The organism is Trinickia dinghuensis (assembly GCF_003367175.1).
Classification (GTDB): Bacteria; Pseudomonadota; Gammaproteobacteria; order Burkholderiales; family Burkholderiaceae; genus Trinickia; species Trinickia dinghuensis.
In genome coordinates, this window is sequence record NZ_QRGA01000006.1 from 1 (window position 1) to 21,550 (window position 21,550).

Genomic DNA, 21,550 nt, shown 5'->3' on the forward strand with positions numbered 1-21,550 from the left:
TTGGTTGAACTTGGGACGTCCGGTTTCCTTATAGGCGTCCGCCCAATCCTTTTTCGACATGCCCGGTTGTATTTGCACATTCCCGGAACCTGTCGGCAATGCCGGGACCTTGAAACTCTTGGCGGGATTCTGGTTTTTGCCGTTATTGCTCGCGCTCTGAGCGTTGGCTGCGCTCGACGCGAAGCCGCTGGAAAGCGCAATCGATAACGCGGCTGCGATCGCCAATGGGACGAATTGGCGACGACGAGAGGTAGTGTCGCGAACAGGCATAGCCGGCTCCTTGTGCTCATCCGCATGCGGTCTGAGCGGCGAACAGGATTTTTAGGGTGCAGCGAGCCGCCGGGATGCTCGGGGGAACATCTCGGGAGGCATTCTCAGGTTTGATCAGCACGGGGCGAATAAGACGAAGGGGGTTCGCGCTTTATCCGTTACCCTGCGTTATCAGCATGCACGGTTACGTGAGTTCTCGCGCGATCAAATCGAATGAAAGTGTAGGAAGGCGCACACTGATTTAACCGGGCACCGTGATAGCGCAGTTGATATGTTGATAATTTCTTATTCTGAAATCGTCGATATCATCCCGACAAATGCCGAATATCACCATGTCATAGGAAGATAGCCTGGTAAAAATGACTCTCCCGATGTGCCAGCACGCCTCGATGTGGTGCGCGGCATCGAATGTTGCAACGCAGCGCCAGCCTCCTTTCGAGCCCGAGCGGCATGGCCATTGCAAGTCGTTCGTAGGCACATCGTCAGCCATGCACGCCGGCGTTTCTTTGCATTCCATATTTCGTCCGATCACGAAGCATCGATGCGTGCGCGCTGCTAGCATCGTTTGCATGAACTCGAACCCCTCCTCTCCCGCGTTCACGCCCGTTGTCGCGCGCGTGCTCGCCACCGTCAGCGTGGCATTCGTCGTCACCCAGCTCGACGTGACGATCGTGAACATCGCGCTGCCGAACATCGGCTCGCAGCTGCATGCGCCCGTCTCCGTTCTGCAGTGGATCGTCGACGCCTATACGCTCGCGTTCGCCGTCTTGATGCTGTCCGCCGGCGTGCTCGGCGACCGTTTCGGCGCGCGCCGCCTGTTCGCCGCGGGCCTCGTGCTGTTTGCCGCGGCCTCGCTCGCTTGCGGCCTTGCGCCGACTCCGGCCGCACTTGTCGCCGCCCGTGCCGCTCAAGGCATCAGCGCTGCGGCCATGCTGCCCAATTCGCTGGCCTTGCTCAATCGCGCGTGCAGTCACGACCCGCATCTGCGCGCTCGCGCGGTCGGCCTCTGGACGGCTTCGGGGGCGATCTCGATCGCGGCGGGACCTGTGCTCGGCGGCATCCTGATCGCGGCGTGGGGCTGGCGCAGCATCTTTCTCGTCAATGTCCCCCTTTGCTTGATCGGCCTCGTTGCCACGTTCGCGTGGATCCCGCGCCGCGACGGCGATGCAGTTCACGAGCGCGAGCATCGGCCCGCGGGGATCGATTTGCCGGGTCAGTGCATCGCGATCGTGGCACTGACCGCATTCACGGGCGCAGTCATCGAAATGCGTCCGCTCGGCGCCGGCCACCCGTTGATCGTCGGCGCGCTCGCCGCCTCGGTGCTGGCCGTCTTCGCGTTCGTCGCCGTCGAAGCGAAAAGCCGCGCGCCGATGGTCCCGCTCTCACTGCTGCGCGATAGAACGTTCAGCGCGGCAGTCGTGTTCGGCGTCTGCGTCAACATGGCGTACTACGGCACCGTCTTCGTTCTGAGTCTGTTCATGCAGCGCGTGCGCGGCGAGACGGCGCTGCAGGCCGGTCTCGCATTCCTGCCGCTCACCGGCGGTTTTCTCGTGTCGAACGTCGCAAGCGGCTGGGTCGTCGCCCGCTACGGTCCGCGCCGCCCGATGATGATCGGCGCGGTCGTCGGCGCGCTCGGCTACGGCCTGCTGCACTTCACGCAAGCCGATACGCCGCTCACCGCCATGCTGCTCCCGTTCCTGTTGATTCCGGCCGGCATGGGCCTGGCCGTTCCGGCGATGACGACGGCCGTGCTCGCGTCCGTCGAGCACAAGCGGGCCGGCACGGCTTCGGCGGTGCTCAATACGGCGCGGCAGGCCGGAGGCGCGGTTGGGGTTGCCGCCTTCGGTGCGCTGGCAAGCGGCGCGGGCGCGGCTTCGGTCGTGTCGGGGATGCGGATATCGACCGCGATTGCCGCGGCCCTGCTCGCGGCGGGCCTGCTGCTCGCGAGTCTCGTCCATCCCGCCGCGCACGTTCGAGAAGGCACGGGCAAGGAAGCGGCACGCGAAAGCGCAGGACGATAGCGGCCTGCGGCTACGCTCGAACGAATCGGCGCAGCCGCGGCACGATCGGGTTGGTTACCGGCTGGATCGGGAATGAAGGGGTGCGGCCGCCGCCGCTAAAGCGTTGCGTTCTGAATCGCGCCCGTATCGAGCGCGCGCTCGATGAGGCCTTCGTCGCACGCCTTCTTGATTGCATCCGCAATCAGCTGCTCGGGGGCGGCCATTCCCGCTTTCAACGACCCGATCAGCCCCGTCGTTTCGAACACCACGAGCGTTTCGGCCGAATCGTCGCGGCTGATGATGACCCGCTGCTTTGACTCGCCCTCGGCGAGGCTGGCGCAAAACTGCAGGGTGCGTCCGTCGATTTGCTGTTCGAAGCTCTGAATCATCCGCAGATCCTCCTTCTCGCGCACGTACGTCTCCTTCGGCAAGCAAGGACCGTGCGCGGCTGTGCTGGGTTCATCGTGAATCGGCTGGAATCGGCTCGCTCAAAGCGAGGGCCGTCTCGGCGCACGCGCCGCATCGACGCTCGCGCCGCCGGCGCCCGTCACCATGAGCAACAGAAAGCCGCCCGCGATACCGACGTTTTTCCAAAAATGAATCACCATGTCGTGCTGAAGCGCGGCATTCGTGACATTCCAGAAATCGTGACCCAGCACGGCTGTCGCGATCGTATAGATGGCCATGACGAGCCCGAGCGGACGGATCATGAAGCCGATGACCAGAAAGATCCCGCCGATCACTTCCACCGCCGTGGCAACCGGCGCCGCGATTTGCACGAGCGGCACGCCCTTCGCCTGCAGATACCCGACGAATGCGCCATAGCCGAGCAGCTTCATGATGCCCGACCACAGAAACAGCACCGAGAGCGCCAAACGTGCAATGAGAATGATTCCTGAATCGGCCGCACGCGACATGTATCCCATCCTCCTAGTCCACGAAAAAGAATCGCGCGCCTCGCGGGCGCGCGGACGTCGAAGGTCAGGATATGCGCTGCGGCCCGGTTTTCCAAGCGCCGAGCCGAACGGCGCTTGGCCGCATCGGCCGCCTATCGAGTAAGGAAGCGAGCGAGGAAGGCGTTAGGGCGCCATCTGCTCGATGCGGTGCTGAGCCGCCGGGTCGCTGCCGGCTTCGTCGCACTCGGCCACGCCGCGCGGATGGCGTTGCGAGGGCGATTCGTCGCGCAGTCCGCTCGAGTTGAGCAGCCGATACAAGGTCGCGCGCGAGATACCGAGCTCGATCGCGGCGCTCGACAGGCTGTAGGCGTGGCGCGCGAGCGCCTCGCGCACGGCGGCTCGCTCGGCATCGCAGCGAATCTCGGCCAGCGTCCGGCCCGCCTTGGTTTCCATCCCCGGCAGCCCCAAGTCCTGGGCGGTAATGAACCGCCCCTCGGCCATCACGACGGCGCGGCGCACGCAATTGATCAACTCGCGCACATTGCCGGGCCAGCTGTAGTTGAACATCGCCGAGATCGCGTCGCTCGAGAACCCGCGGATCTTGCGGGCGCCGTCGCGCCGATAGAGTTCCAGCGCATGCTGGGCAAGCAGCTTGATGTCGCCGCCGCGCTCGCGCAGCGGCGGCTCGTCGAGACGCAGCACGCACAGGCGGTGGTAAAGGTCCATCCGGAACCGGCCCGCGTCGATCGCGGCCATCAGATCGACGTGCGTGGCCGAGACGATACGGACGTCGACCTTGATCGGGCCCGTTCCGCCGAGCCGCTCGATCGTGCCTTCCTGAAGAAACCTCAACAGCACGGCCTGGCATTCATGCGGCATGTCGCCGATTTCGTCGAGGAAAAGCGTGCCGCCGGCCGCCGCTTCGATCCGGCCGATTTTCCTTTGCAGCGCGCCCGTGAATGCACCGCGCTCATGGCCGAACAACTCCGATTGCAGCAAGGACGGTGGAATCGCCGCGCAGTTGATCGCGACGAAAGCGTCCTTGGCGCGAGCGGAACGATCGTGGATGGCGCGCGCGGTCAATTCCTTGCCCGTGCCCGATTCGCCGGCGATAAACACGGGCGCTTCGTTGCGCGCGCACTTATCGACGCCGCGATTGAGCTGCTGCATGGCTTCGCATTGACCGATCATCGTGCTTTTCGCGACAGCCGCCTTTTCATGATCATGATCGTGATCGTGACTTGCCGTGTCGCGCAAGGCCCAGAGGCCGTCGGCATGTCCCATCAGGATCGTCAGCCGCTCGTCGTGACAGGGCAGCGTCACGAAATCGAAGCAGAAATCGAGAATGAAGCGGCGCACGGAGGGGTTGTCGGCTTGACCCGGCCGCACCTCGGCAATCCACGCGACGTCGCTCTGCGAGATGCAGGACTCGAGTTCGGCCAGCTGCTGCGAGCTGCACTCGAGCGGCAATTGCACGAGGCCGACGTGAATCGCGCCGCGCTCCACGGTCCGCTGGACTTGCTGCGCCGTCTTCGCATGAACGACATGCCACCCCGCCGCCACGAGCCGATCGACACTTTCCGTGTCCGGCTTGAGCGAAACGAGAAGAACCGTCCGGTCCGCATGCAGCGGATCAAATGCGTTAGTCATGTTGTGTTGCCCCCGTATCGATACGCGAGTGTCCTCAGTCAGACTAACTCGTCGAATCGAGACCATTTTTGATTTCGATCAGTGTCGGTGTGACGAAATGCCCCCGCGTCGCACATCACTGCCGAAACCGCATCGGCACGCCGTCTCCCGCGGCGCTGCCTGCCATCGCGCTTTGACGTGCACCCGCCACGACGCTCAGTTGCCTCCGGCCGAATCGTCGTACCGAAACGCACATCCCCACCTCGGAATCTCTCTCAAGCGTCACGCGTGATGTCAGCCGCGCTTTTATTTCGTCATGCATTGCAACATAGCTCCCAACCTTACGAATTACTATAGGAAAAAACGCCATCGGGCCGAATACCGAGTCGCAGTATTTCTTACCGCTTGGTGTGGGCGTCCCCACATAACGCGCTGAGAAGCCGCTCGTGCACCCACCGGCGGGCGTTCCCGGGGAGAAGTCTCAGCGCTGAGACATGCACGGCGCAAACGGTTTCGGCTTATCGATTCAGTCAATCGCGCCAACCGCAATCGGCCGGCGCGGCCCAGCACAAAGGGCTGTCGCTGCGCTGCGGTAATTGCACGGCAATTGGCGAGCGTTAGATCTGTCTACTCCAATGATCTGCTTATCGGGGATAAATACGTTTCATAAACGAAACATCCGGTCGTATCTCCCAATCCAAGTCGACGGCTACCCTTTGATCCAGGCCCATTCCGTAACGATTGGCATGGCCCTTGCGAAAGCACATGCCCGCAGGTAGCGCACAACAGCCATCAGAACCACCTAGGCGAGGGCCGACATGAAATGGCGAACGGCGTTACCGGCAGGGGCTCGTTTGGGACGCTGCCGCTCGCATGATGCGGCGGCAGCGAAGCGAGGGACATTGAAAAATCGCCGACCGATCGGTGAGGCGCCATTGGGTCGCCCACGAATGGCTATCGGATGTCACACGCCGGCTCCGCCGTGGTCGGCCAGCCGCAAGGTTTTCTGCTTATGCCGGTAGACGATCAGGGAAAGCAGCAGCACCAGAACCGAGGGTGTCCAATGCCCCACCCCTTCGATCATCGTAGCCGCAACGGACTGCAAGGGCATCACCCAAGCAACGACGAGCAAGAGCCATTCGAAAGGGCGCGCGCGATGCCGATAGAGATCGACCGCAATGAAGGCAATGGGGATCGCGAGCCAGGCAAGATCGTAATACAGCAGATAGGGCTGAACAAGCAGCGTGCAGCAACACAATGCCGCGGCTTTCAACTGATGTCTCGCAGCCCCACTCCACAGCCATGCCGTCACTGCGCAAGCCGGTACCGCGACCAATGCCTGTAGCAAATAGCCCAATTTCACAGACGCACCCGCTCTTCGCGCACTGGCATAAATCGTCGGCATACCGCGCCATATCGCAGGGTTATGCTCGATCCAGGTGTGTCTGAACCACGAGGCGGTGTGTAGCCAGGCGGGCAGCATTTCACCGCCAAGCACGGCCGCACTCACACCCCATAACAGGGCCGAGCATACTGCCGCCGCCGCGAAGCAGCGCCACTGCCGCGAACAGATCAATGCCAGAGGAAAGACCAGTCCTAGTTGGGGCTTCACGCTGAGCAGCCCGATAAAGATGCCGGCTAATAACGGCCGCGTCGGCATCAATGCAAGAGCAGCCGCGGCTACGGCTGCCGTGAGAAGGGAGTTCTGCCCGTAACAGAGCGCAAGCCATAAACCGGGAAATGCCGCCACCGGAATGAACGCCAAAGGTCCAGCACCGCGCACTATCCCCCACATCGAGCGAAGATAAGCAGTAATCCCGACCAAGCTGAACACGGTCAGCGCGGTGTACAAACGCATCACCCCTAACGGTAAAAGAAAAATGAGGAATGTAGGCGGATATAGCCACGGCCCACTGGTCCCCGCGAAAAGCTTACCGGACCGGACCGTTCGCTCGACGGTCATCATGAGATCCTGATCGAAGACGGCCGCCGGGCCGTGCGTCAACGCCACCGTTGCCGCGCTCCAATAGACGGAAAAATCGATTCCGAATCCTGCTTGCGGCGGGCCGGGTCTCGCGAAGGTGCTCCACACTAGGCTAGACGTGAAGCAGAGTTCAATGGCAAGAACGACGCTTGCGCTTAACGCAACCCGAAATAGCCAAGGCCCATAGGGTTGTCTCATGTTGCTCCTTGTCACGGGACGCCTATACTTTCCGTCTAGCGCTTTTCTAGAGCGCTCATATCTTCAGCGACGAAGACAGCGCGCGGTGTGTCGGGAATACGAAATACCGCGCCCCGACATAGGCGAGTACCGTGTAGGTCAGCATCCCATCGATCTGCACGAACAAGCTGCCTGGATTCAACCGCTGCTCCAGCAGTATCACCACGAGCAGGTTCATTCCGTAGGCCACGAGCGTTACCAGCAGGTAACGCAGCAAGGCGGATCTCACGGCGCCGTTGTGATAAAACGTCCACTTCCGGTTAAGGGCGAAGCTCCATAGAAACGCAACCGAGTAGCCCGCGGCGTTGGCAGCGACATTGCCAAGGCCCAAGCAGCGCAGCGCGAACCAGATTACCGCGAAACCTACCGCCGTGTTCGAAAGCCCGACCAGCAAGTACCGCGCCGCCGAATGAGCGAACGGTCTCATTAGCGCCTTGGCCAGACCGGAGAGTCCAGCGTCCAACGCAATGTTCGAAGTCCGTTCCGAAGAGCCTTTCTGGCCGATCATCACGAGTCGGCCTTCAATACGGCAAGTAGCGAAACGCCGAAGGGGAGCCCGTGACCTACGAGCCATGACGATTCGCACTTGAAGATCCTGTACAGCAGCGTATTCAACGGCTCGGCCGGCACCGCATCTCCGCTCGACCGAGCACGCCGAAACAGCCGATCGAACAATCGGGCCGCCACCGCAAGCGGAAAGAGCAGCGTGTTGAAATAGGTGATGCGTTCGATGCGATAGCCTGCTGCGTGCGCACGCCTCGCCAATGACGCTCGGTCGTAGCGGCGGCGATGATGCAGAAACTCGTCGTGCGCGCTCCACAACCATTGATAAGCCGGTACCGTCACTACGATCGATCCGCCCGGTGCCAGCAGCGCATGCATGCGCTTAAGCGTGCCGACGTCGTCCCAAATGTGTTCCAGACAGTCCAAGAAGCAAATCAGATCGAAGTTTCCATCACGGAATGGAATGTCGTCGGGACAGCGGCCGAGCCGTAGGTCGTAGCGGCCGCTCGTGCGCTCGACACTCATCGAAAGCGCATTCGCGTCCATCTCCAATCCGCTGACACTGCCGAATTCAGCGAGGACATCCAGATTTCCGCCCGTGCCCGATCCCACTTCGAGCACACGCGTTTGCGGCACCAATGCGAGCCGGCGAAGTATCGAACGAAGGACATCTCGACGGCCGCGAAACCACCAGTGCTCGTTCTCTGTATCCGCCATTTCCAAATAGGCTTCCGGTGACATGGCACTCTCCTCTCAGGTCAACGACCCATCCGTACGTTGGTCATCGCGCGCCGGCGCGAAGCGTGCAGCGCCGCGACGTTGCGCGCGCCGGCTTCGCTGCCCCGCAGAGGCAACGCGCTTACGTTGCTGTTCAGTTGATAGCGCCGCCGCACGAGATAAATCGGGCGTTCTTTCGCCTCGTCATAGATGCGTCCGACGTATTCGCCTATCACGCCGATGCCGACCAGTTCGATCCCGCCCAGGAAAAGCACGATCGAAACCAGCGAAGCGTATCCGGGCACGGGGTTCCCGAACAGGAGCGTGCGCCCGACGATCGCCCCGCCGTAGCAAAAGGCGAGCGCCGCCATCGCGAGCCCGATATACGTCCAGCTGCGCAGCGGTACCGTGCTGAAGCTCGTGATCCCTTCAAGGGCGAAATTCCAGAGCCGCCATCCCGAGAACTTGGACTTCCCCGCCGTGCGCGGCTCGCGCTGATATTCGACGATGACCGTCCGAAAGCCTACCCATGCGAAAAGCCCTTTCATGAAGCGGTGGCGTTCCGGCAGGCTTCGCAAGGCATTGACGACCGACCGGTCCATCAGGCGGAAATCCCCGACGTTTTCGGGCAGCTTGACTTCGGACAGCGCGTTATGGACGCGATAGTAAAGTGCGGCGGTCGTGCGTTTCAGAAACGTATCGCAAGCGCGATCGCTTCTTTTCGCGGCGACAACCTCCGCCCCTTGCAGCCAGTGCTCGATCATGACCGGAATCAGGCTGGGCGGATCCTGCAGATCGGCGTCGATGGGAATGACGGCATCGCCCGCCGCCTCCTCGATACCGGCTGTCAGCGCCGCCTCCTTGCCGAAATTGCGCGTGAAATCGAGCACACGCACGCGCGCGTCGCTCGTCGCAACGCGCACCAGCTTATCGAGCGTGCCATCCGTGCTGCCGTCGTTGACGCAGACGATCTCGAACGTGATCGATTCGATCGCCTCGAGGAACGGCACGATCGTGGCAAAGAACCCGTCGACTGCTTCGACCTCGTTATAAAACGGCACCACTAGCGAGATCAATGGTTTTTCGTTAGGCGCATCCATGTTACCCCCCGTTACTCCGACTCTGCGCTGCATTGAAACCACATGGGCAACCGCGAGCCACCCTTTTTGCAGCGATCCTATTTTCGGCCCGTGAAAACGTCCCCTCGGCCGTTGCACGCATACGCCGCGTGACGACCAACAACGCGGCCAGCAAGACGATCGGGCCGATCTGGGGCAGATTCAAATACGTATTGAAGTACTCATAGAGCGGCAACAACCACGCAAACCCCAGGACCTCTTGCTCCCCACCCAGCCATCCCTCCTCGAACCCCAGCGATACCAGACATGCCAGCGCAATACCGAGCCAGGTCAGCTCGTAGTGCCATACGTAGGGATTCGCGATCAGCGTCGAAATGGCAAGAACCGCGCAACGCAGCCGCACGTCGCTCGTTCTGCGCCACACGAGACACGCGGCTGCTATCGCGGCGATCGCCACCCACGCCTGCCCCAACTGCGCGAGCGCAAGTCCGACACCGTTGATCCGCAGCGCGGCGAAGGCAGTTGGCGAGGCAAGCCAGAAATGGACGTAGTGCTGGATCACCACGCTGCGCTGAAAATCCGCGTTGAGAAGGAACAAGTGCAGGGTCTCCATGCCGCCGGCCAGCACGCCAAGCGCGGTAATCGACAATGCACAGATCGCGGCAGCCGCAAAAGTCCGCCAAGCCCCGACCGCGATCAACACAAAAGGAAACACGATCGCCATCTGCGGCTTGATCGCGAACAAGCCGATGCAAAAGCCGGCGAGCCAGGGTTTACGATCGACCCAGTACACGGCGAGCCCGGCCAGCGCAGCCGTCAGCATCGAGTTCTGTCCCGCTAGAGCGGCCACGAACACGCTCGGGGAGCTGGCCACGACGAGTGCGGCCGCGCGCGAACTTCCGATCGCATCGCCGAGCCCGGAAATTCGCAACGTTGCGACGGTGAACAGCAACGCACTGACGCCAACGAACAAGAGGTACGAGACGGCGAGCGGAAGCAACGCAAGCGGGGCGACGAAGAAAAGGAACGCCGGCGGATACAGCCAAGGCAGAAAGTGATTCGATTGGAAACTGGGCAGGAGCGTCGCTTCGGCCTTGGCGAACGCGAGGTGGTGATACACCTGCCACGGCAAACCGTGGAGCACCAGATGCGAAGCCACCCAGAACACCGCGAAGTCGATGCCGGGACGGGAGCCGTCCGATCTAGTGAAACCCTCTGTGGTCCACGCCCAAGCGCCCAGTACGATCGCGTAGATCACGATCATGGTGCAGCTGTAGAGCAGCAACCGGCTCTGCGTCAACCGGCCGCGCACGCGGCGATCGACACCGCGCTTCCCCCGACTCAAACCGTACATGTCTTTCGCCTCATGCGGCCATCGCTCGAAATGCGATGACCCGGTCCGTGATGATCTTTTATCTTGCTTGTATGGAGTGACTGCGATCGGGATACCCATGCGCGAATCACGTGGCTCATTGTTGGCAGAAATAAATCGGGCTTTCAAGAGAGTCTTCCCTTTGAAAAGGCAAGCCTTGCGTCAGCTACGTTCGGTAGCGCACGCACGCCGGACCAGGCCGCAATCGACGCCACGTGGGGGGTACGTTTCAACATCGATACACTTCCGTCGATCCCCCAAACCGGTGAGCTGCGACGTGTTTCGTCGATTGCCGGGCTTCGAATCAATACCCCGTGACTCGAATAAATTGATCCAGCGCAAAAATAATTGGGAATCCACACGTTGCGCAATTGATCGCCATAACCCCGAAATCACCTCGATGTTGTCGCAGACCTGCGACAGTCAAACCACAAACCGTGCGACGCACGGCGGCAGGTTCCGCGGAAAGCCTTGAATTTCAAGGGACTCGGGGGTGCTGGTCCAGAGCTTGCATTGAGAGCCGCGCAGTCGACGACGTAACGACTCCTGTGATTCGAACCACTCGACGAAGATCGAGCCGTGGAACCACAAAGGAGCGTTGCTCGCGGGGAGGATCCTTCCCGTTCCCGCCACCCATCCGGATGGCGGGAACGAGGCGAGGACCACGGCGAATCGCCGACTGACAAGTGGGCACCGGTCTCGGCCAGGTGCCGGAGCAAAGCGCTGAACACCCGGGGGGGATCAGCATGAGTGCAACGAATCGACGCGGTGTATCTCCTGTCGCAACGGCGAGAGGAGTCGCACGCATCAACCGCATTGTCCGCAATGCCCTCTGCGCAGCCCGCCATCGTGTGCCGTGCCTGCAGCATCGACACTTCACGCTCTGCATCGCGATCCATCAGTACGTGTTCGCGATGTCGGACCTTCTTTCTGTTCACGCATGTGTTGTGACGCATACATACGCACACGTCCGTCGACAGGAATATTGCCCAAGTTTTTTCGCGCAGCACCTATAGCAGCACCTATAGCGGTACCTTCCCAACGCCAATCCCGGCAAGGGCTATGTAACTCACGGAGACTCACAAAATGCAACGCATCCTTAACCAAGCAAAGCGTTTCGTTCGCGACGAAGACGGTGCCACGATGGTCGAGTACGCACTCATGCTCGCTCTCATTGCCGTCGTGTGTATCGTCGCTGTTACCGCGATCGGCACCGGCGCGAACGGCATGTTCAACAAAATTTCGAACGACCTTTGACGCGCTTGGGGCGGACGATACCGCTTCGCCGGGTCGTCCGCCGCTTTCTCGCGTGTAACTCCTTTTTCCCGGCTAACCGAGACCCACGGGTCTCTTTCGAAGGAGAGTACGAATGCAACGCCTTCTCACCCAAGCACAGCGCTTCATGCGCGACGAGGACGGCGCCACCATGGTCGAGTACGCACTGATGCTCGCCCTGATTGCGGTGGTTTGTATCGTGGCCGTTACCGCGATCGGAACCGGCGCGGACGGCATGTTCAACTCGATCGCGAACGATCTTTGATCGTCCGTAATGCAAACAAATTTCAAGGTGGCCGCTAGTTGGTCTTTAGCAAAACGAACGAACTTGCTTTCCGAGCGTTCGTTCGTTTTACCACCGAACAATCATGAAGTCAGTGGCAACGTGCCGAGGGAGTTGACCGTGAATACAAATGTCTTCTTTGGATGCCCCGTTGTGCGGGATCTCGCTCATCCTGCGCGACGCTCGCGTGCCGCTGGGAAAGCGAAAGCCTTTCTTCACGACGACTGCGGCGCAACGATGGTCGAGTACGCGTTCATGGTCATGCTTATCGCGATCGTATGCGTTGCGACGGTTTCGACGATCGGCACCAAGCTCAACACCGTCTACAACATCGTCGCGAGCGATTTTTGACAGAAGGTTTCGGCGCAGCTGAAGAGCGCGATCGCCGCGCACCACTGCAAGCCAACCAACCGGACTGAGGTTTTCGATGTTGATCCTATCCCTTCCGCCTCAACCGATCCCGCCGCTCGTGGTCGGACTGGTCGTGCTGACCGCGAGCACGGACATCGTTTGCCGTCGTATCCCGAATGCCGTGATTGCGATCGGCCTCGTTGCCGCATTCGTGATTCAAGCGTTTCTTTTCGGGCCCGTAAGAGGTTTCGGCGATGCGCTCGCCGGCACGCTTTCCGGCTTCGCCTTGCTGCTGCCGTTGTATCTGCTGCGCGCGACCGCGGCCGGCGACGTCAAGCTGCTCGCGATGATCGGCGCATGGGTCGGCCCGACGATGATCCTCCACGTTGCGCTCACGGCCTTCGTCATCGGCGGCGTTTGGTCGATCGTCTGGACACTCTATCGAGGCCGCATGCAGCAGTTTCTCTTGAACCTGTGGTCGATCGCGCACGGAGGCTGGCGTCTACAGCAAAACGGACTTGGCACGACGTCGGGCATCAAATCGGTCGGGACCTTGCCCTACGGCGTGGCCATCGCCGCCGCAACGCTAGTCACGCTATTCATGTCTACGGTGTAGCGATCGGAAGCACAGGAAGTTTCGGACAACGGATTGGGGCAGGACGTATCTCACGGCTGCATCCCAACCAATAACTATCCGGGGGGTTGGACGTGGACGGACATAACATCGAACAGGGCAGCTCGGCGCAAATCACGCGCCTGCCTGAGCCGCCGATCTTGCGCGTGCGGAATGCCGAGGCATCGCCCGCCGCGCTGCGCGCACCGCGCACGCTGGCGGATACGGGCCTGCCGCCCACGTTCGTCGGCCGTCTCGTGTTGAAGTCCACCTTGCTCAACGGCAAGTCGACGTTCTCCGATTTGTCCGAACGCCATCGGTTGCCTATCGCCGTACTCGAAGATGTGCTGTCGTTCCTCGTGAGAGAGCATCTCGCGGAGATCACTCACCGCGGCGCGACCGATATCGACGTGACGCTTCGGCTCACCGACGCCGGCCGCCTGGTTGCCGCCGACGAGCTGGCACGGTGCAGCTATTGCGGCCCCGCGCCCATCGCATTCGAGCAATACGCGCAAGTCGTACGCGAGCATTCGGTTCGCCGGCAGCGCATCACGCATGCCGACGTGGATTCGGCATTCGGCGAAGTGCGCGTCAACCACGCATTGCTCGACGGTGCCGCGGCGACATTGAATGCCGGAAAGCCGCTGTTGATGTATGGCCCGGCCGGAAGCGGCAAGACGTTCATCGCCGAACGGCTCGGCAAACTGCTGCATGGCGATGTGCCGATCCCCTATGCGCTCTTTATCGGCGGCGAGATCGTCCAGGTGTACGACCCGCTCGTCCATCTCGACGCTTCGGCGGCAGCCCAGAGCGCTGTCGGCGACAAGCGGTGGAAGCTATGCCGCCGGCCGGTCATCATCTCCGGCGGCGAGCTGACGCTCGAGGGTCTCGATCTTCGCTACGACGTCAACGCAGGTTTCTATCAAGCGCCGCCGCACCTGAAGGCGAACATGGGTCTTTACATCGTCGACGACCTTGGGCGCCAGCGCGTAGCGGCTCACGAACTGCTCAATCGCTGGATCATGCCGCTCGATCGAGGCATCGATCTCTTCACGCTGCAGTCGGGCGCGCGCTTTACGGCGCCGTTCGACGTATGGACGGTGTTCTCGAGCAACCTCGAACCGGCTCAGATCGGAGACGAGGCATTCCTGCGCCGCCTCGGCTCGAAACTGCAGATCGGCCCGCTTTCGCTCGACGACTATCACGCCGTTTTCGATGCCTGTTGCGCATCGATCGGCTTCAAGATGCCGCAATCGGCGTTCGACTATTTGCTGCACGAGCTGCATATGGCGACGAACAAGCCGTTTCTTGCGTGCTACCCGCATGACCTGCTCCACCTGCTTGCTGCTTCCGCGGAATATCGCGGGGCCGCGCGCGAAGTGACCGAGGATGGACTTCTCGAGGCATGGCAGAGCTATTTCGGCGACGTCGCAAGCCGCAACGGACCTCATCCGCCCGCCATGAAGCAGCAGCCCGATAAACGGTTGGCGGCGCATTGAGCCGCGCTCGTCCCTTGATCCACCAGGAGTCTTGTCATGAAAAACAGTCGCGCTCTCCTCATGCTGGCGATGGCCATGATCGCCGGCATTGCAGCGGTCGTCTTTGCGTCCCGATGGCTGATCCACACCTCGTCGAGCGCGGTCACGCCCGTCGCCGTCGCGAGGGACGACATCAATCTCGGTCAGCCGCTCACCGTCAACATGGTTCACATCGTCAACTGGCCCACCGGCAGCGTGCCGCCCGGATCGTTCACGGACGTGAAAGCGCTTGACGGACGCGTGCTCCGCACGAGTCTCGCCAGAGGCGAGCCGGTGCTCGAATCGAAGCTCGCGCCGGTCGGCACGAAAGGCGGCCTGTCCGCGGTGATCGACAAAGGCGACCGGGCCATCACGGTTCGAGTCAACGACGTCGTGGGCGTGGCGGGCTTTGCCTTGCCGGGCAACTACGTCGACGTCATCGTGAACACGCAGGAGCCAGGAAAAGGCGACCAGCAGAGCATTTCGAAGATCGTGCTCGAAAAGATCCTGGTCTTGGCGGTCGCGCAGCAAGTGAGCCGTGACGACACCCAACCGAAGGTCGTCAACGCGGTCACGCTCCAAGTGTCGCCCGAGCAAGCGGAGAAACTCGATCTCGCGCGCAGCGTCGGCACGTTGTCGCTCGTGCTGCGCAATCAGGTGGACAAAGACAAGCTCGAGACGACGGGAGCCACCAAGCTCACGCTGCTCGATCTTCCCGCCGCGCCGGCGCCCGCTGCCGCACCGGCCAAGCCGACGCCGACCCGCGTGCGCTATGTCGAAGCGCACGCCGCGCCTCACCCGAAGCGCGACTGCATCGGCGTGCTGTCCGGCGTGACAGGCAGTGAGGAATGCTTCTAGCGGTGAACGTCGTACGCACGCGAGGACCGATACGCGTGCGTGAAAAAGCAAAAAAGACATTACAGCATCAATTAACGAAGTACGGGTATCAGTAACCGGGGGGCATCACCAAATGGATAAGAGAACGAAGTGGATTTCGGGCCGGGGCCCGCGGCGCTGCAAGACCGGCAGCGCGTTATTCGCAGCGCTTGTTGCTGCGGGTGTGATCAGCGCGCAGCCCGTCATCGCCAAAGAGGCGCCCAAAGCCGCCGCGGATCCGGCGGCCGCCACGGCGCCGCTGCGCGGCCCAAGCTGCACGGGCGAGGTTCGCGAAGGCGCGAACGTCGTCGTGCCGGTCGGCAAGTCGACACTCGTGCCGCTCGACGAACCGACACGTGCCCGCTCGATCGGCAATCCCGTGGTCGCCCAGGCGACGCTCGTATCGCCGCGCACGCTGTATATCGTCGGCATGTCCGTCGGTACGACCAACATGATCATCCAGGGCCGCAGCGGTACGTGCCAAATGATCGACGTCATGGTCGGCATCGACGCAGAGGGACTGCAGCATACGCTGAACCAGTTGATGCCGAACGAACGCGGCATCCGCGTATCGAGCGCGGCAGGCAACCTGGTGCTCTCGGGGAATGTGTCCAGTGCGCCGGTCGCTCAGCAGGTAATGGAAATCGCGACGTCCTACGCCGCGGCCCAGCCCACGAAGCAATCGCAATCGAGCAGCTCGAACGCAGGCGGAGCCACTTCGAGCCAGCAGTTCTCGAGCTCGGGCGGGACGGCGGGCGTGCTCAACATGATGACGGTCGACTCGCCGCAACAGGTCATGCTCGAGGTCAAGGTGGCCGAAGTCGCGAAGACGGCCATCAATCAGCTCGGTTCGTCGCTCAACCTTCAAGGCGGCTTCGGCAGCTGGACCGGCGCCTTGGTCAGCAGCTTGCTGACCGGCGCACAGACTGTCATCGCGGGCAGCAAAGCCAACCACCTGCCGTTCTCCGGGGCGATCGATGCACAAAAGACCGACGAGCTCACCAAGATTCTCGCCGAGCCCAACCTCGTGACGGTCAGCGGTCAGGAAGCGTCGTTCCTCGCCGGCGGCCGCGTGTTCATTCCGATTCCGCAAAGCAACTCGGGCGGTGGCACCACGATTACGCTGCAGGAAGAGGAGTTCGGCGTGGGCCTCAAGTTCACACCGACGGTGCTGGCCAACGGCCGTATCAATCTGAAGGTAGCCCCGGAAGTCTCTGAGCTGTCCCCGACCGGCGTCGCGGTCAGCGCCGCGGGCACGAGTACGACGGCAATCCTCCCGCTCATCACGACACGCCGGGCAGCGACGACGGTGCAGATGAACGACGGCGAGTCGTTCGCAATCGGCGGCCTCATCGGCAACAACATCACCGGTACGTTGAAGGCGTTCCCGGGCTTGGGCGAAGTGCCCGTCATCGGCGCGTTGCTGCGGAGCACGAACTTCCAGCAGGATCGGACGGAACTCGTCTTCATCGTCACGCCCCACCTCGTCAAGCCGCTCGCGAACTCCAACGTTCCGTTGCCGACCGACAGCTTCACGCAACCGAGCGACGCGGACATCTACGCGACGGGCGACATGGAGGGTCGAGGCGCCAAGCGGCGCATGGCACCCGCTACCGCTCCGGGCGCATCCGTAGCACCGGCGAGCCCGTTGACGCCGTCACTTGCGGCGCCGGCGAACACCGCGACACCACCGAGCGTTCCGCCATCCAGCGCGAACACGCAACCGTCCGCGGCGGTGGCGCCCCGTGAAACCGAGTCGACATCGTCCACGCAGCCTCCGTCGCCGGCCGTGGTGCAGCCCGTGCCGAAGAACGATATCACTGCCGCCGCCCTACCCCGCTCGGAATCCGGCGGGCCGACCGCGCCTCAGGCATCGCAGCCGGCACCGGCGGCACAGTCTCCAAGCAAGGACGCGGCAGCAATCGAAGACGACGCGGCGCGCATCGCCCGCATCGAACGGACGGCGGCACGACTGGACGCAGCTCAGAAGCAGAGCGAGCTCGCGATGTCGAAGGAATCGAACGATTCGGCCAAACAGTAACGCCTGGCCAAGGGGAATCTCATGAAAGCTACTCATTATCTTTTCGCGCGCCGGGTCCTAGTTATCGTCGCGGCCCCGGCCTGCGTGACGCTCGGCGGTTGCATGTCGAGTTCGCCGATCTGGGACGCGCACTTCGGCGAAGCGGTCCGGACCGTGACGCAGGCGCAAGTCATCGATCCGGATGCGGGGGAGCACAACCCGTCGAAGCCCGGCGTCGACGGCAAGGCCGCGAACTCGGCGATGGGTCAGTACCAGAAGTCGTTCGAGGCGCCGCCGCAAACCTTCACGCCGCTTGTGCTCGGCGTCGGCAATGGCGGCGGCGGCGGTGGCTCGGGTCAGTGAACCGACGACATATCGAGAGGGGGAGTCATCATGGGTCGCCAATGGCAATCAGGCATGCGTAGCAAGAGTCGACGCACTCAAGGCGGCGCCGTGGCGGTCATCGTCGCGCTGTCCCTTGCGGTGCTGATCGGGGTCGTCGGGCTCGCGCTCGATCTGGGCAAGCTCTACATCGTGAGAAGCGAATTGCAGAACAGCGCGGACGCCTGCGCGCTGGCCGCGGTTCGCGACCTCACGGGCGCCACGATCAACCTCTCGATATCGGAGGCGGCCGGCATCACGGCCGGCAACCTCAACCGCGTGTTCTTCCAGAGCACCCCGGTACAGTTGTCGATCAATAGCAATGTAACGTTCAGCGATTCGCTGACCGACCCGTTCCTGCCGAAAAGCTCGGTCGCCAATGCTTCGGCGATGAAGTTCGTGAAGTGCACGACTTCACTTTCCAACATCGCCAACTGGTTCGTCCAGGTGCTCAATGTGCTGCCGGGCAACTCCGTTGCCAATGCTTCGGTATCGACGATGGCCGTGGCGACGATCAACCCGGCTCAAACCACCTGTGCGATTCCTGTGTTCATCTGCGAAGACGGAACCCAAGTGAGTCCGCCGGTAACGGGCCTGAGCTACACGAAGGGCCAGTGGATCGCATCCAAGACCGGCTCGCCGCCCACTTACGGAGCGGGCAATTTCGGCTGGGCGGCTCTAGACGGAAGCAACAGTGCGTCTTCCATCAGGAACGAGCTGACCGGCAACTACTGCTCGCTGCCGGCCGTCGGTTCGAGCGTCGGCTCGCCGGGCAACAAGATTACGGATACCGGTGCATGGAACTCGCGCTTCGGTATTTACGCGAACCCCTATTCGCAATCGGCCGATACACCGGATTTCACCGGCTTCGCCTACAACAACACAACTTGGCCCGCGGGAAGCAACGCTTATAGCGATTTCGTGAGCAAGCGCGCGTCGTTCACGCCCTATCAGGGGGACGCGGCTGTAGGCATCACCACGAGCGGATCGTCTTCGGGCACGACCTATTCGGCAGGCGCCGATCGGCGGCTCGCGCTCGCGCCCGAAGTCGACTGCGGCCAACTGCTCTCCGGCCATAAGGCGAACATCGCTTGGTGGGACTGCGTCCTGATGCTCGATCCGATGGACAGCGGCGGCGGAGCCCCGTCAGTCCATCTCGAGTACGAAGGAAAGTCGACCGACGCGAGCGTGCCGTGTGCCACGGAGGGCATTCCCGGTGACGGGAATTCGGTCGGCCCGCTCGTTCCCGTGCTGGTTCAGTAAGCGAGGCGACTATGAAAAACCACCGCCCCACTCCCAAGCGCATGCAAGGTGCAGCGATGGTGGAATTCGCCATCGTCGTGGTGCCGCTCCTGCTGCTCGCCATGGGCGTGGCCGAATTCGGCCAAGCGATCTACCAGTACGAAGCGCTCACCAAGGCGACGCGGGACGCGACGCGCTATCTGTCGTCGTACCTGTCGACGGATCCCGCCTACCCGATCGCCAGTGCCCAGTGCCTCGCGGTTTATGGCAGCACGACCTGCCCGGCCGGTTCCGCCACGCCGCTCGTCAACGGTTTGACGACCTCGATGGTCGTCGTCTGCGACTCCTCGCACACCACCGGTTGTCAGGATGCATCCGACCCGCCCCAATTTTCGAACGTCCCGACGTACGACACGAACAACGGCGCGTCCAACGGGGCGCCGACCGGCAGCGTCAACCTCGTCGAGGTCAAGATAAAAGGCTTCCAGTACACGCCGATCGAGACGTTCTTCAATCTGCAAGGGCTCATCTTCGGCGACATCTTCACCGTGATGAGGCAAGCATCATGAAGCCGCACTCGCAACCTTTCTTCCCCCAGCGGCGCAAACAGCGCGGTGCGGCCGTCGTGGAGTTTTCGATCGTTGTCGCACTGTTCTGCACGTTGCTGATCGGTATTCTCGACTTCGGCCGCGTGCTGTACTACTGGAATACCGCGAGCGAAGCGGTGCGGCTCGGCGCACGCACCGCCGCCGTCTGCGATGCCGATGCAGCGGTCATCACATCCAGGATCACCGGGTTGCTGCCCTTGCTTACCTCGTCGAACGTGAATCTGACCTACACCCCGTCCGGCTGCGACTCGGATCCCACGACGGCTCGCAACACGTGCACGTTCGTCACGGTCAGCGTCACCGGCGTCAGCGTGAAGATGATGATTCCGTTCCTTCCGGTCACCCTCACGATGCCTCCCCTCACCACCACGTTGCCCCGCGAAAGTCTCGCGACGTCAACGGGCGGCAACGTATGTCAATAATTTCAATCGCTCGGGCAGAAACATCATGATCGATATCCTCAGCATCTCAAGCGACGCCTCACGCCTTGCTCAGATCGCTCGCCACATCGGCGAATGCGGCAGCTATCGGACGACGCGCATCGTTGGAACGCCGGCGCAGCTCGCCGAACGCGGCGACAGCCTGGAGTCGTTCGATGTGCTGATCGTCGATGCAATGACGCTGAACGATGCGCAATTGTCCGTCATCGCGAATTTGTGCCAGCGGCAGGCGCGGCTAACCTGCATCCTGCTGACTCCGGATACGTCGCAGCAGACGCTGATCGAGGCGATGCGCGCGGGTGTGCGCGACATCCTCGCCTGGCCGCTCGAGAAGCATGCGCTGTGCGAGGCGCTGCACCGCGTCGAACAAAACCGCGTGCTGCAGGGCGGCCACGTGACGCGCGTCTTGTCCTTCATGTCGTGCAAAGGCGGCGTGGGCACCACGTTCATCGCCTGCAACGTCGCCCATGCACTGTCCGCGTTTCAGAAGAAGCGCGTGCTGCTCGTCGACCTCAATCAACTGTACGGCGACGCGTCGTTTCTGCTCACGAGCGAGACCGCCCCTTCGACGCTGCCGCAGGTGTGCGGAAACATCGAGCGCATGGACTCCGCGTTTCTGGATGCCAGCCTCATTCACGTGAGCGACACGTTTCATCTGCTCGCCGGCGCGGGCGATCCGGTCAAGGCGGCCGAAGTCCAAAGCGACCGACTCGAATGGATGCTCGGCGTCGCCGCGCCCCGATATGACTTCGTCATCTTCGACCTCGGTCAATCGATCAACCAGCTTTCGATCGTCGCACTCGATCGCAGCGACGAAATCCATGTCGTGTTGCAGCCCGGCATGCTGTATGCCCGGGCGGGACGGCGTCTCCAGGAAATTCTGACGTCGCTCGGCTATCCCTACGTAGGCCTGAGACTGTTGATCAACCGATATACGCGCCATGCGGAGCGCGAAAAGGCGGCGCTCGAGGAAGTCCTCAACATGTCGCCCCACCTCGTGGTGCCCGAGGACAACGAAGCCGTCACGGAGGCGGTGAACCATGGCCTGCCCGTGTTCGAGGTCAACCGCAAGAGCAGCGTATCGCGCTGTCTGCAGCGATTCGCGGAGGATCTCGCCAATGGGACGCCGGCACCTTCGCAAGGGCACAAGGACACCGAGCAACGGAGATCGGGTTTGTTCGGCCGCCTTGCGGCGCCCAAGCTCAAGACCTCCATGTAACGGACACGGAAACAGCACAGAAACGGAACGGGGAGAA

22 protein-coding genes are annotated in these 21,550 nt (G+C 62.1%); 13 read left to right on the forward strand and 9 right to left on the reverse strand.

The genetic code is table 11. The features are described from left to right. Positions 1 to 270: hypothetical protein (locus DWV00_RS09845; protein WP_147297863.1), on the reverse strand; the 270-nt coding region annotated here is incomplete at its 3' end. 569 nt (positions 271 to 839) lie between these two features. Here DWV00_RS09845 and DWV00_RS09850 point away from each other — a divergent pair. Beyond that, a complete protein-coding gene (locus DWV00_RS09850) occupies positions 840 to 2,291 on the forward strand; it encodes an MFS transporter (protein ID WP_115533858.1) in 1,452 nt (483 codons plus the stop codon). 95 nt (positions 2,292 to 2,386) lie between these two features. On the opposite strand, the gene DWV00_RS09855 is transcribed toward DWV00_RS09850, so the two are convergent. The 8 genes from DWV00_RS09855 to DWV00_RS09890 form a co-directional block, all read right to left on the reverse strand. Continuing rightward, positions 2,387 to 2,683: a hypothetical protein gene (locus DWV00_RS09855; protein WP_425452745.1), complete on the reverse strand. Its 297-nt coding sequence runs from the start codon at positions 2,681 to 2,683 to the stop codon at positions 2,387 to 2,389. Between the two features lie 75 nt (positions 2,684 to 2,758). Then, positions 2,759 to 3,187: a DoxX family protein gene (locus DWV00_RS09860; protein WP_115533408.1), complete on the reverse strand. Its 429-nt coding sequence runs from the start codon at positions 3,185 to 3,187 to the stop codon at positions 2,759 to 2,761. A gap of 162 nt (positions 3,188 to 3,349) precedes the next feature. Then, positions 3,350 to 4,816 (reverse strand): sigma-54 dependent transcriptional regulator, encoded by a 1,467-nt coding sequence (locus tag DWV00_RS09865; protein ID WP_115533409.1) that lies wholly within the window; start codon positions 4,814 to 4,816, stop codon positions 3,350 to 3,352. A 943-nt stretch (positions 4,817 to 5,759) separates the two neighbouring features. Further along, positions 5,760 to 6,977, reverse strand: coding sequence for a glycosyltransferase family 87 protein (locus DWV00_RS09870; protein WP_115533410.1), 1,218 nt, complete (start codon positions 6,975 to 6,977; stop codon positions 5,760 to 5,762). Between the two features lie 55 nt (positions 6,978 to 7,032). Beyond that, positions 7,033 to 7,443, reverse strand: a complete 411-nt coding sequence (locus DWV00_RS09875; RefSeq protein ID WP_181885412.1) for a GtrA family protein — start codon at positions 7,441 to 7,443, stop codon at positions 7,033 to 7,035. An 80-nt stretch (positions 7,444 to 7,523) separates the two neighbouring features. Next, on the reverse strand, positions 7,524 to 8,261 hold the full coding sequence (locus DWV00_RS09880; protein WP_115533412.1) for a class I SAM-dependent methyltransferase: 738 nt from the start codon (positions 8,259 to 8,261) through the stop codon (positions 7,524 to 7,526). 17 nt (positions 8,262 to 8,278) lie between these two features. Then, the gene (locus DWV00_RS09885) at positions 8,279 to 9,337 is read right to left on the reverse strand and encodes a glycosyltransferase family 2 protein (RefSeq protein WP_115533413.1); all 1,059 of its coding nucleotides are present in this window, start codon (positions 9,335 to 9,337) and stop codon (positions 8,279 to 8,281) included. 1 nt (position 9,338) lies between these two features. After that, positions 9,339 to 10,670 (reverse strand): glycosyltransferase family 87 protein, encoded by a 1,332-nt coding sequence (locus DWV00_RS09890; RefSeq protein WP_115533414.1) that lies wholly within the window; start codon positions 10,668 to 10,670, stop codon positions 9,339 to 9,341. Positions 10,671 to 11,774: 1,104 nt separating this feature from the next. Here DWV00_RS09890 and DWV00_RS09895 point away from each other — a divergent pair. The 12 genes from DWV00_RS09895 (at position 11,775) to DWV00_RS09950 (ending at position 21,513) form a co-directional block, all read left to right on the forward strand. After that, positions 11,775 to 11,945, forward strand: a complete 171-nt coding sequence (locus tag DWV00_RS09895; protein ID WP_115533415.1) for a Flp family type IVb pilin — start codon at positions 11,775 to 11,777, stop codon at positions 11,943 to 11,945. Positions 11,946 to 12,057: 112 nt separating this feature from the next. Then, on the forward strand, positions 12,058 to 12,228 hold the full coding sequence (locus DWV00_RS09900; RefSeq protein ID WP_115533416.1) for a Flp family type IVb pilin: 171 nt from the start codon (positions 12,058 to 12,060) through the stop codon (positions 12,226 to 12,228). A 9-nt stretch (positions 12,229 to 12,237) separates the two neighbouring features. After that, positions 12,238 to 12,597: a Flp family type IVb pilin gene (locus DWV00_RS09905; protein ID WP_115533417.1), complete on the forward strand. Its 360-nt coding sequence runs from the start codon at positions 12,238 to 12,240 to the stop codon at positions 12,595 to 12,597. Between the two features lie 79 nt (positions 12,598 to 12,676). Then, on the forward strand, positions 12,677 to 13,213 hold the full coding sequence (locus DWV00_RS09910) for an A24 family peptidase (protein ID WP_181885436.1): 537 nt from the start codon (positions 12,677 to 12,679) through the stop codon (positions 13,211 to 13,213). A 92-nt stretch (positions 13,214 to 13,305) separates the two neighbouring features. Beyond that, the gene (locus DWV00_RS09915) at positions 13,306 to 14,709 is read left to right on the forward strand and encodes a P-loop NTPase and SpoVK domain-containing protein (protein ID WP_181885413.1); all 1,404 of its coding nucleotides are present in this window, start codon (positions 13,306 to 13,308) and stop codon (positions 14,707 to 14,709) included. 36 nt (positions 14,710 to 14,745) lie between these two features. Beyond that, entirely contained in the window at positions 14,746 to 15,585 is an 840-nt protein-coding gene (gene cpaB, locus DWV00_RS09920) for a Flp pilus assembly protein CpaB (RefSeq protein ID WP_115533419.1), read from the forward strand. Positions 15,586 to 15,697: 112 nt separating this feature from the next. Then, positions 15,698 to 17,644: a type II and III secretion system protein family protein gene (locus DWV00_RS09925; protein WP_115533420.1), complete on the forward strand. Its 1,947-nt coding sequence runs from the start codon at positions 15,698 to 15,700 to the stop codon at positions 17,642 to 17,644. A 21-nt stretch (positions 17,645 to 17,665) separates the two neighbouring features. Then, positions 17,666 to 17,986, forward strand: a complete 321-nt coding sequence (locus DWV00_RS09930) for a hypothetical protein (RefSeq protein ID WP_115533421.1) — start codon at positions 17,666 to 17,668, stop codon at positions 17,984 to 17,986. Positions 17,987 to 18,040: 54 nt separating this feature from the next. Further along, entirely contained in the window at positions 18,041 to 19,267 is a 1,227-nt protein-coding gene (locus tag DWV00_RS09935) for a pilus assembly protein TadG-related protein (protein ID WP_115533860.1), read from the forward strand. Between the two features lie 41 nt (positions 19,268 to 19,308). Further along, positions 19,309 to 19,815, forward strand: coding sequence for a TadE/TadG family type IV pilus assembly protein (locus DWV00_RS09940; protein WP_115533422.1), 507 nt, complete (start codon positions 19,309 to 19,311; stop codon positions 19,813 to 19,815). Further along, positions 19,812 to 20,276 carry a TadE family protein gene (locus DWV00_RS09945; RefSeq protein ID WP_115533423.1) on the forward strand — a complete coding sequence of 155 codons (465 nt, stop codon included), beginning with the start codon at positions 19,812 to 19,814 and terminating at the stop codon, positions 20,274 to 20,276. The genes DWV00_RS09940 and DWV00_RS09945 overlap by 4 nt, the downstream gene beginning before the upstream one ends. Before the next feature lie 25 nt (positions 20,277 to 20,301). After that, a complete protein-coding gene (locus tag DWV00_RS09950; protein WP_115533424.1) occupies positions 20,302 to 21,513 on the forward strand; it encodes an AAA family ATPase in 1,212 nt (403 codons plus the stop codon). Positions 21,514 to 21,550: the final 37 nt, after the last annotated feature.

Coding starts and splice junctions, on each gene's coding strand:
- DWV00_RS09850 (WP_115533858.1), top strand. CDS start 840: ATGAACTCGAACCCCTCCTCTCCCGCGTTCACGCCCGTTGTCGCGCGC.
- DWV00_RS09860 (WP_115533408.1), bottom strand. CDS start 3,187: ATGTCGCGTGCGGCCGATTCAGGAATCATTCTCATTGCACGTTTGGCG.
- DWV00_RS09865 (WP_115533409.1), bottom strand. CDS start 4,816: ATGACTAACGCATTTGATCCGCTGCATGCGGACCGGACGGTTCTTCTC.
- DWV00_RS09870 (WP_115533410.1), bottom strand. CDS start 6,977: ATGAGACAACCCTATGGGCCTTGGCTATTTCGGGTTGCGTTAAGCGCA.
- DWV00_RS09875 (WP_181885412.1), bottom strand. CDS start 7,443: ATGAGACCGTTCGCTCATTCGGCGGCGCGGTACTTGCTGGTCGGGCTT.
- DWV00_RS09880 (WP_115533412.1), bottom strand. CDS start 8,261: ATGTCACCGGAAGCCTATTTGGAAATGGCGGATACAGAGAACGAGCAC.
- DWV00_RS09885 (WP_115533413.1), bottom strand. CDS start 9,337: ATGGATGCGCCTAACGAAAAACCATTGATCTCGCTAGTGGTGCCGTTT.
- DWV00_RS09890 (WP_115533414.1), bottom strand. CDS start 10,670: ATGTACGGTTTGAGTCGGGGGAAGCGCGGTGTCGATCGCCGCGTGCGC.
- DWV00_RS09895 (WP_115533415.1), top strand. CDS start 11,775: ATGCAACGCATCCTTAACCAAGCAAAGCGTTTCGTTCGCGACGAAGAC.
- DWV00_RS09900 (WP_115533416.1), top strand. CDS start 12,058: ATGCAACGCCTTCTCACCCAAGCACAGCGCTTCATGCGCGACGAGGAC.
- DWV00_RS09905 (WP_115533417.1), top strand. CDS start 12,238: ATGCAAACAAATTTCAAGGTGGCCGCTAGTTGGTCTTTAGCAAAACGA.
- cpaB (WP_115533419.1), top strand. CDS start 14,746: ATGAAAAACAGTCGCGCTCTCCTCATGCTGGCGATGGCCATGATCGCC.
- DWV00_RS09925 (WP_115533420.1), top strand. CDS start 15,698: ATGGATAAGAGAACGAAGTGGATTTCGGGCCGGGGCCCGCGGCGCTGC.
- DWV00_RS09930 (WP_115533421.1), top strand. CDS start 17,666: ATGAAAGCTACTCATTATCTTTTCGCGCGCCGGGTCCTAGTTATCGTC.
- DWV00_RS09935 (WP_115533860.1), top strand. CDS start 18,041: ATGCGTAGCAAGAGTCGACGCACTCAAGGCGGCGCCGTGGCGGTCATC.
- DWV00_RS09940 (WP_115533422.1), top strand. CDS start 19,309: ATGCAAGGTGCAGCGATGGTGGAATTCGCCATCGTCGTGGTGCCGCTC.
- DWV00_RS09945 (WP_115533423.1), top strand. CDS start 19,812: ATGAAGCCGCACTCGCAACCTTTCTTCCCCCAGCGGCGCAAACAGCGC.
- DWV00_RS09950 (WP_115533424.1), top strand. CDS start 20,302: ATGATCGATATCCTCAGCATCTCAAGCGACGCCTCACGCCTTGCTCAG.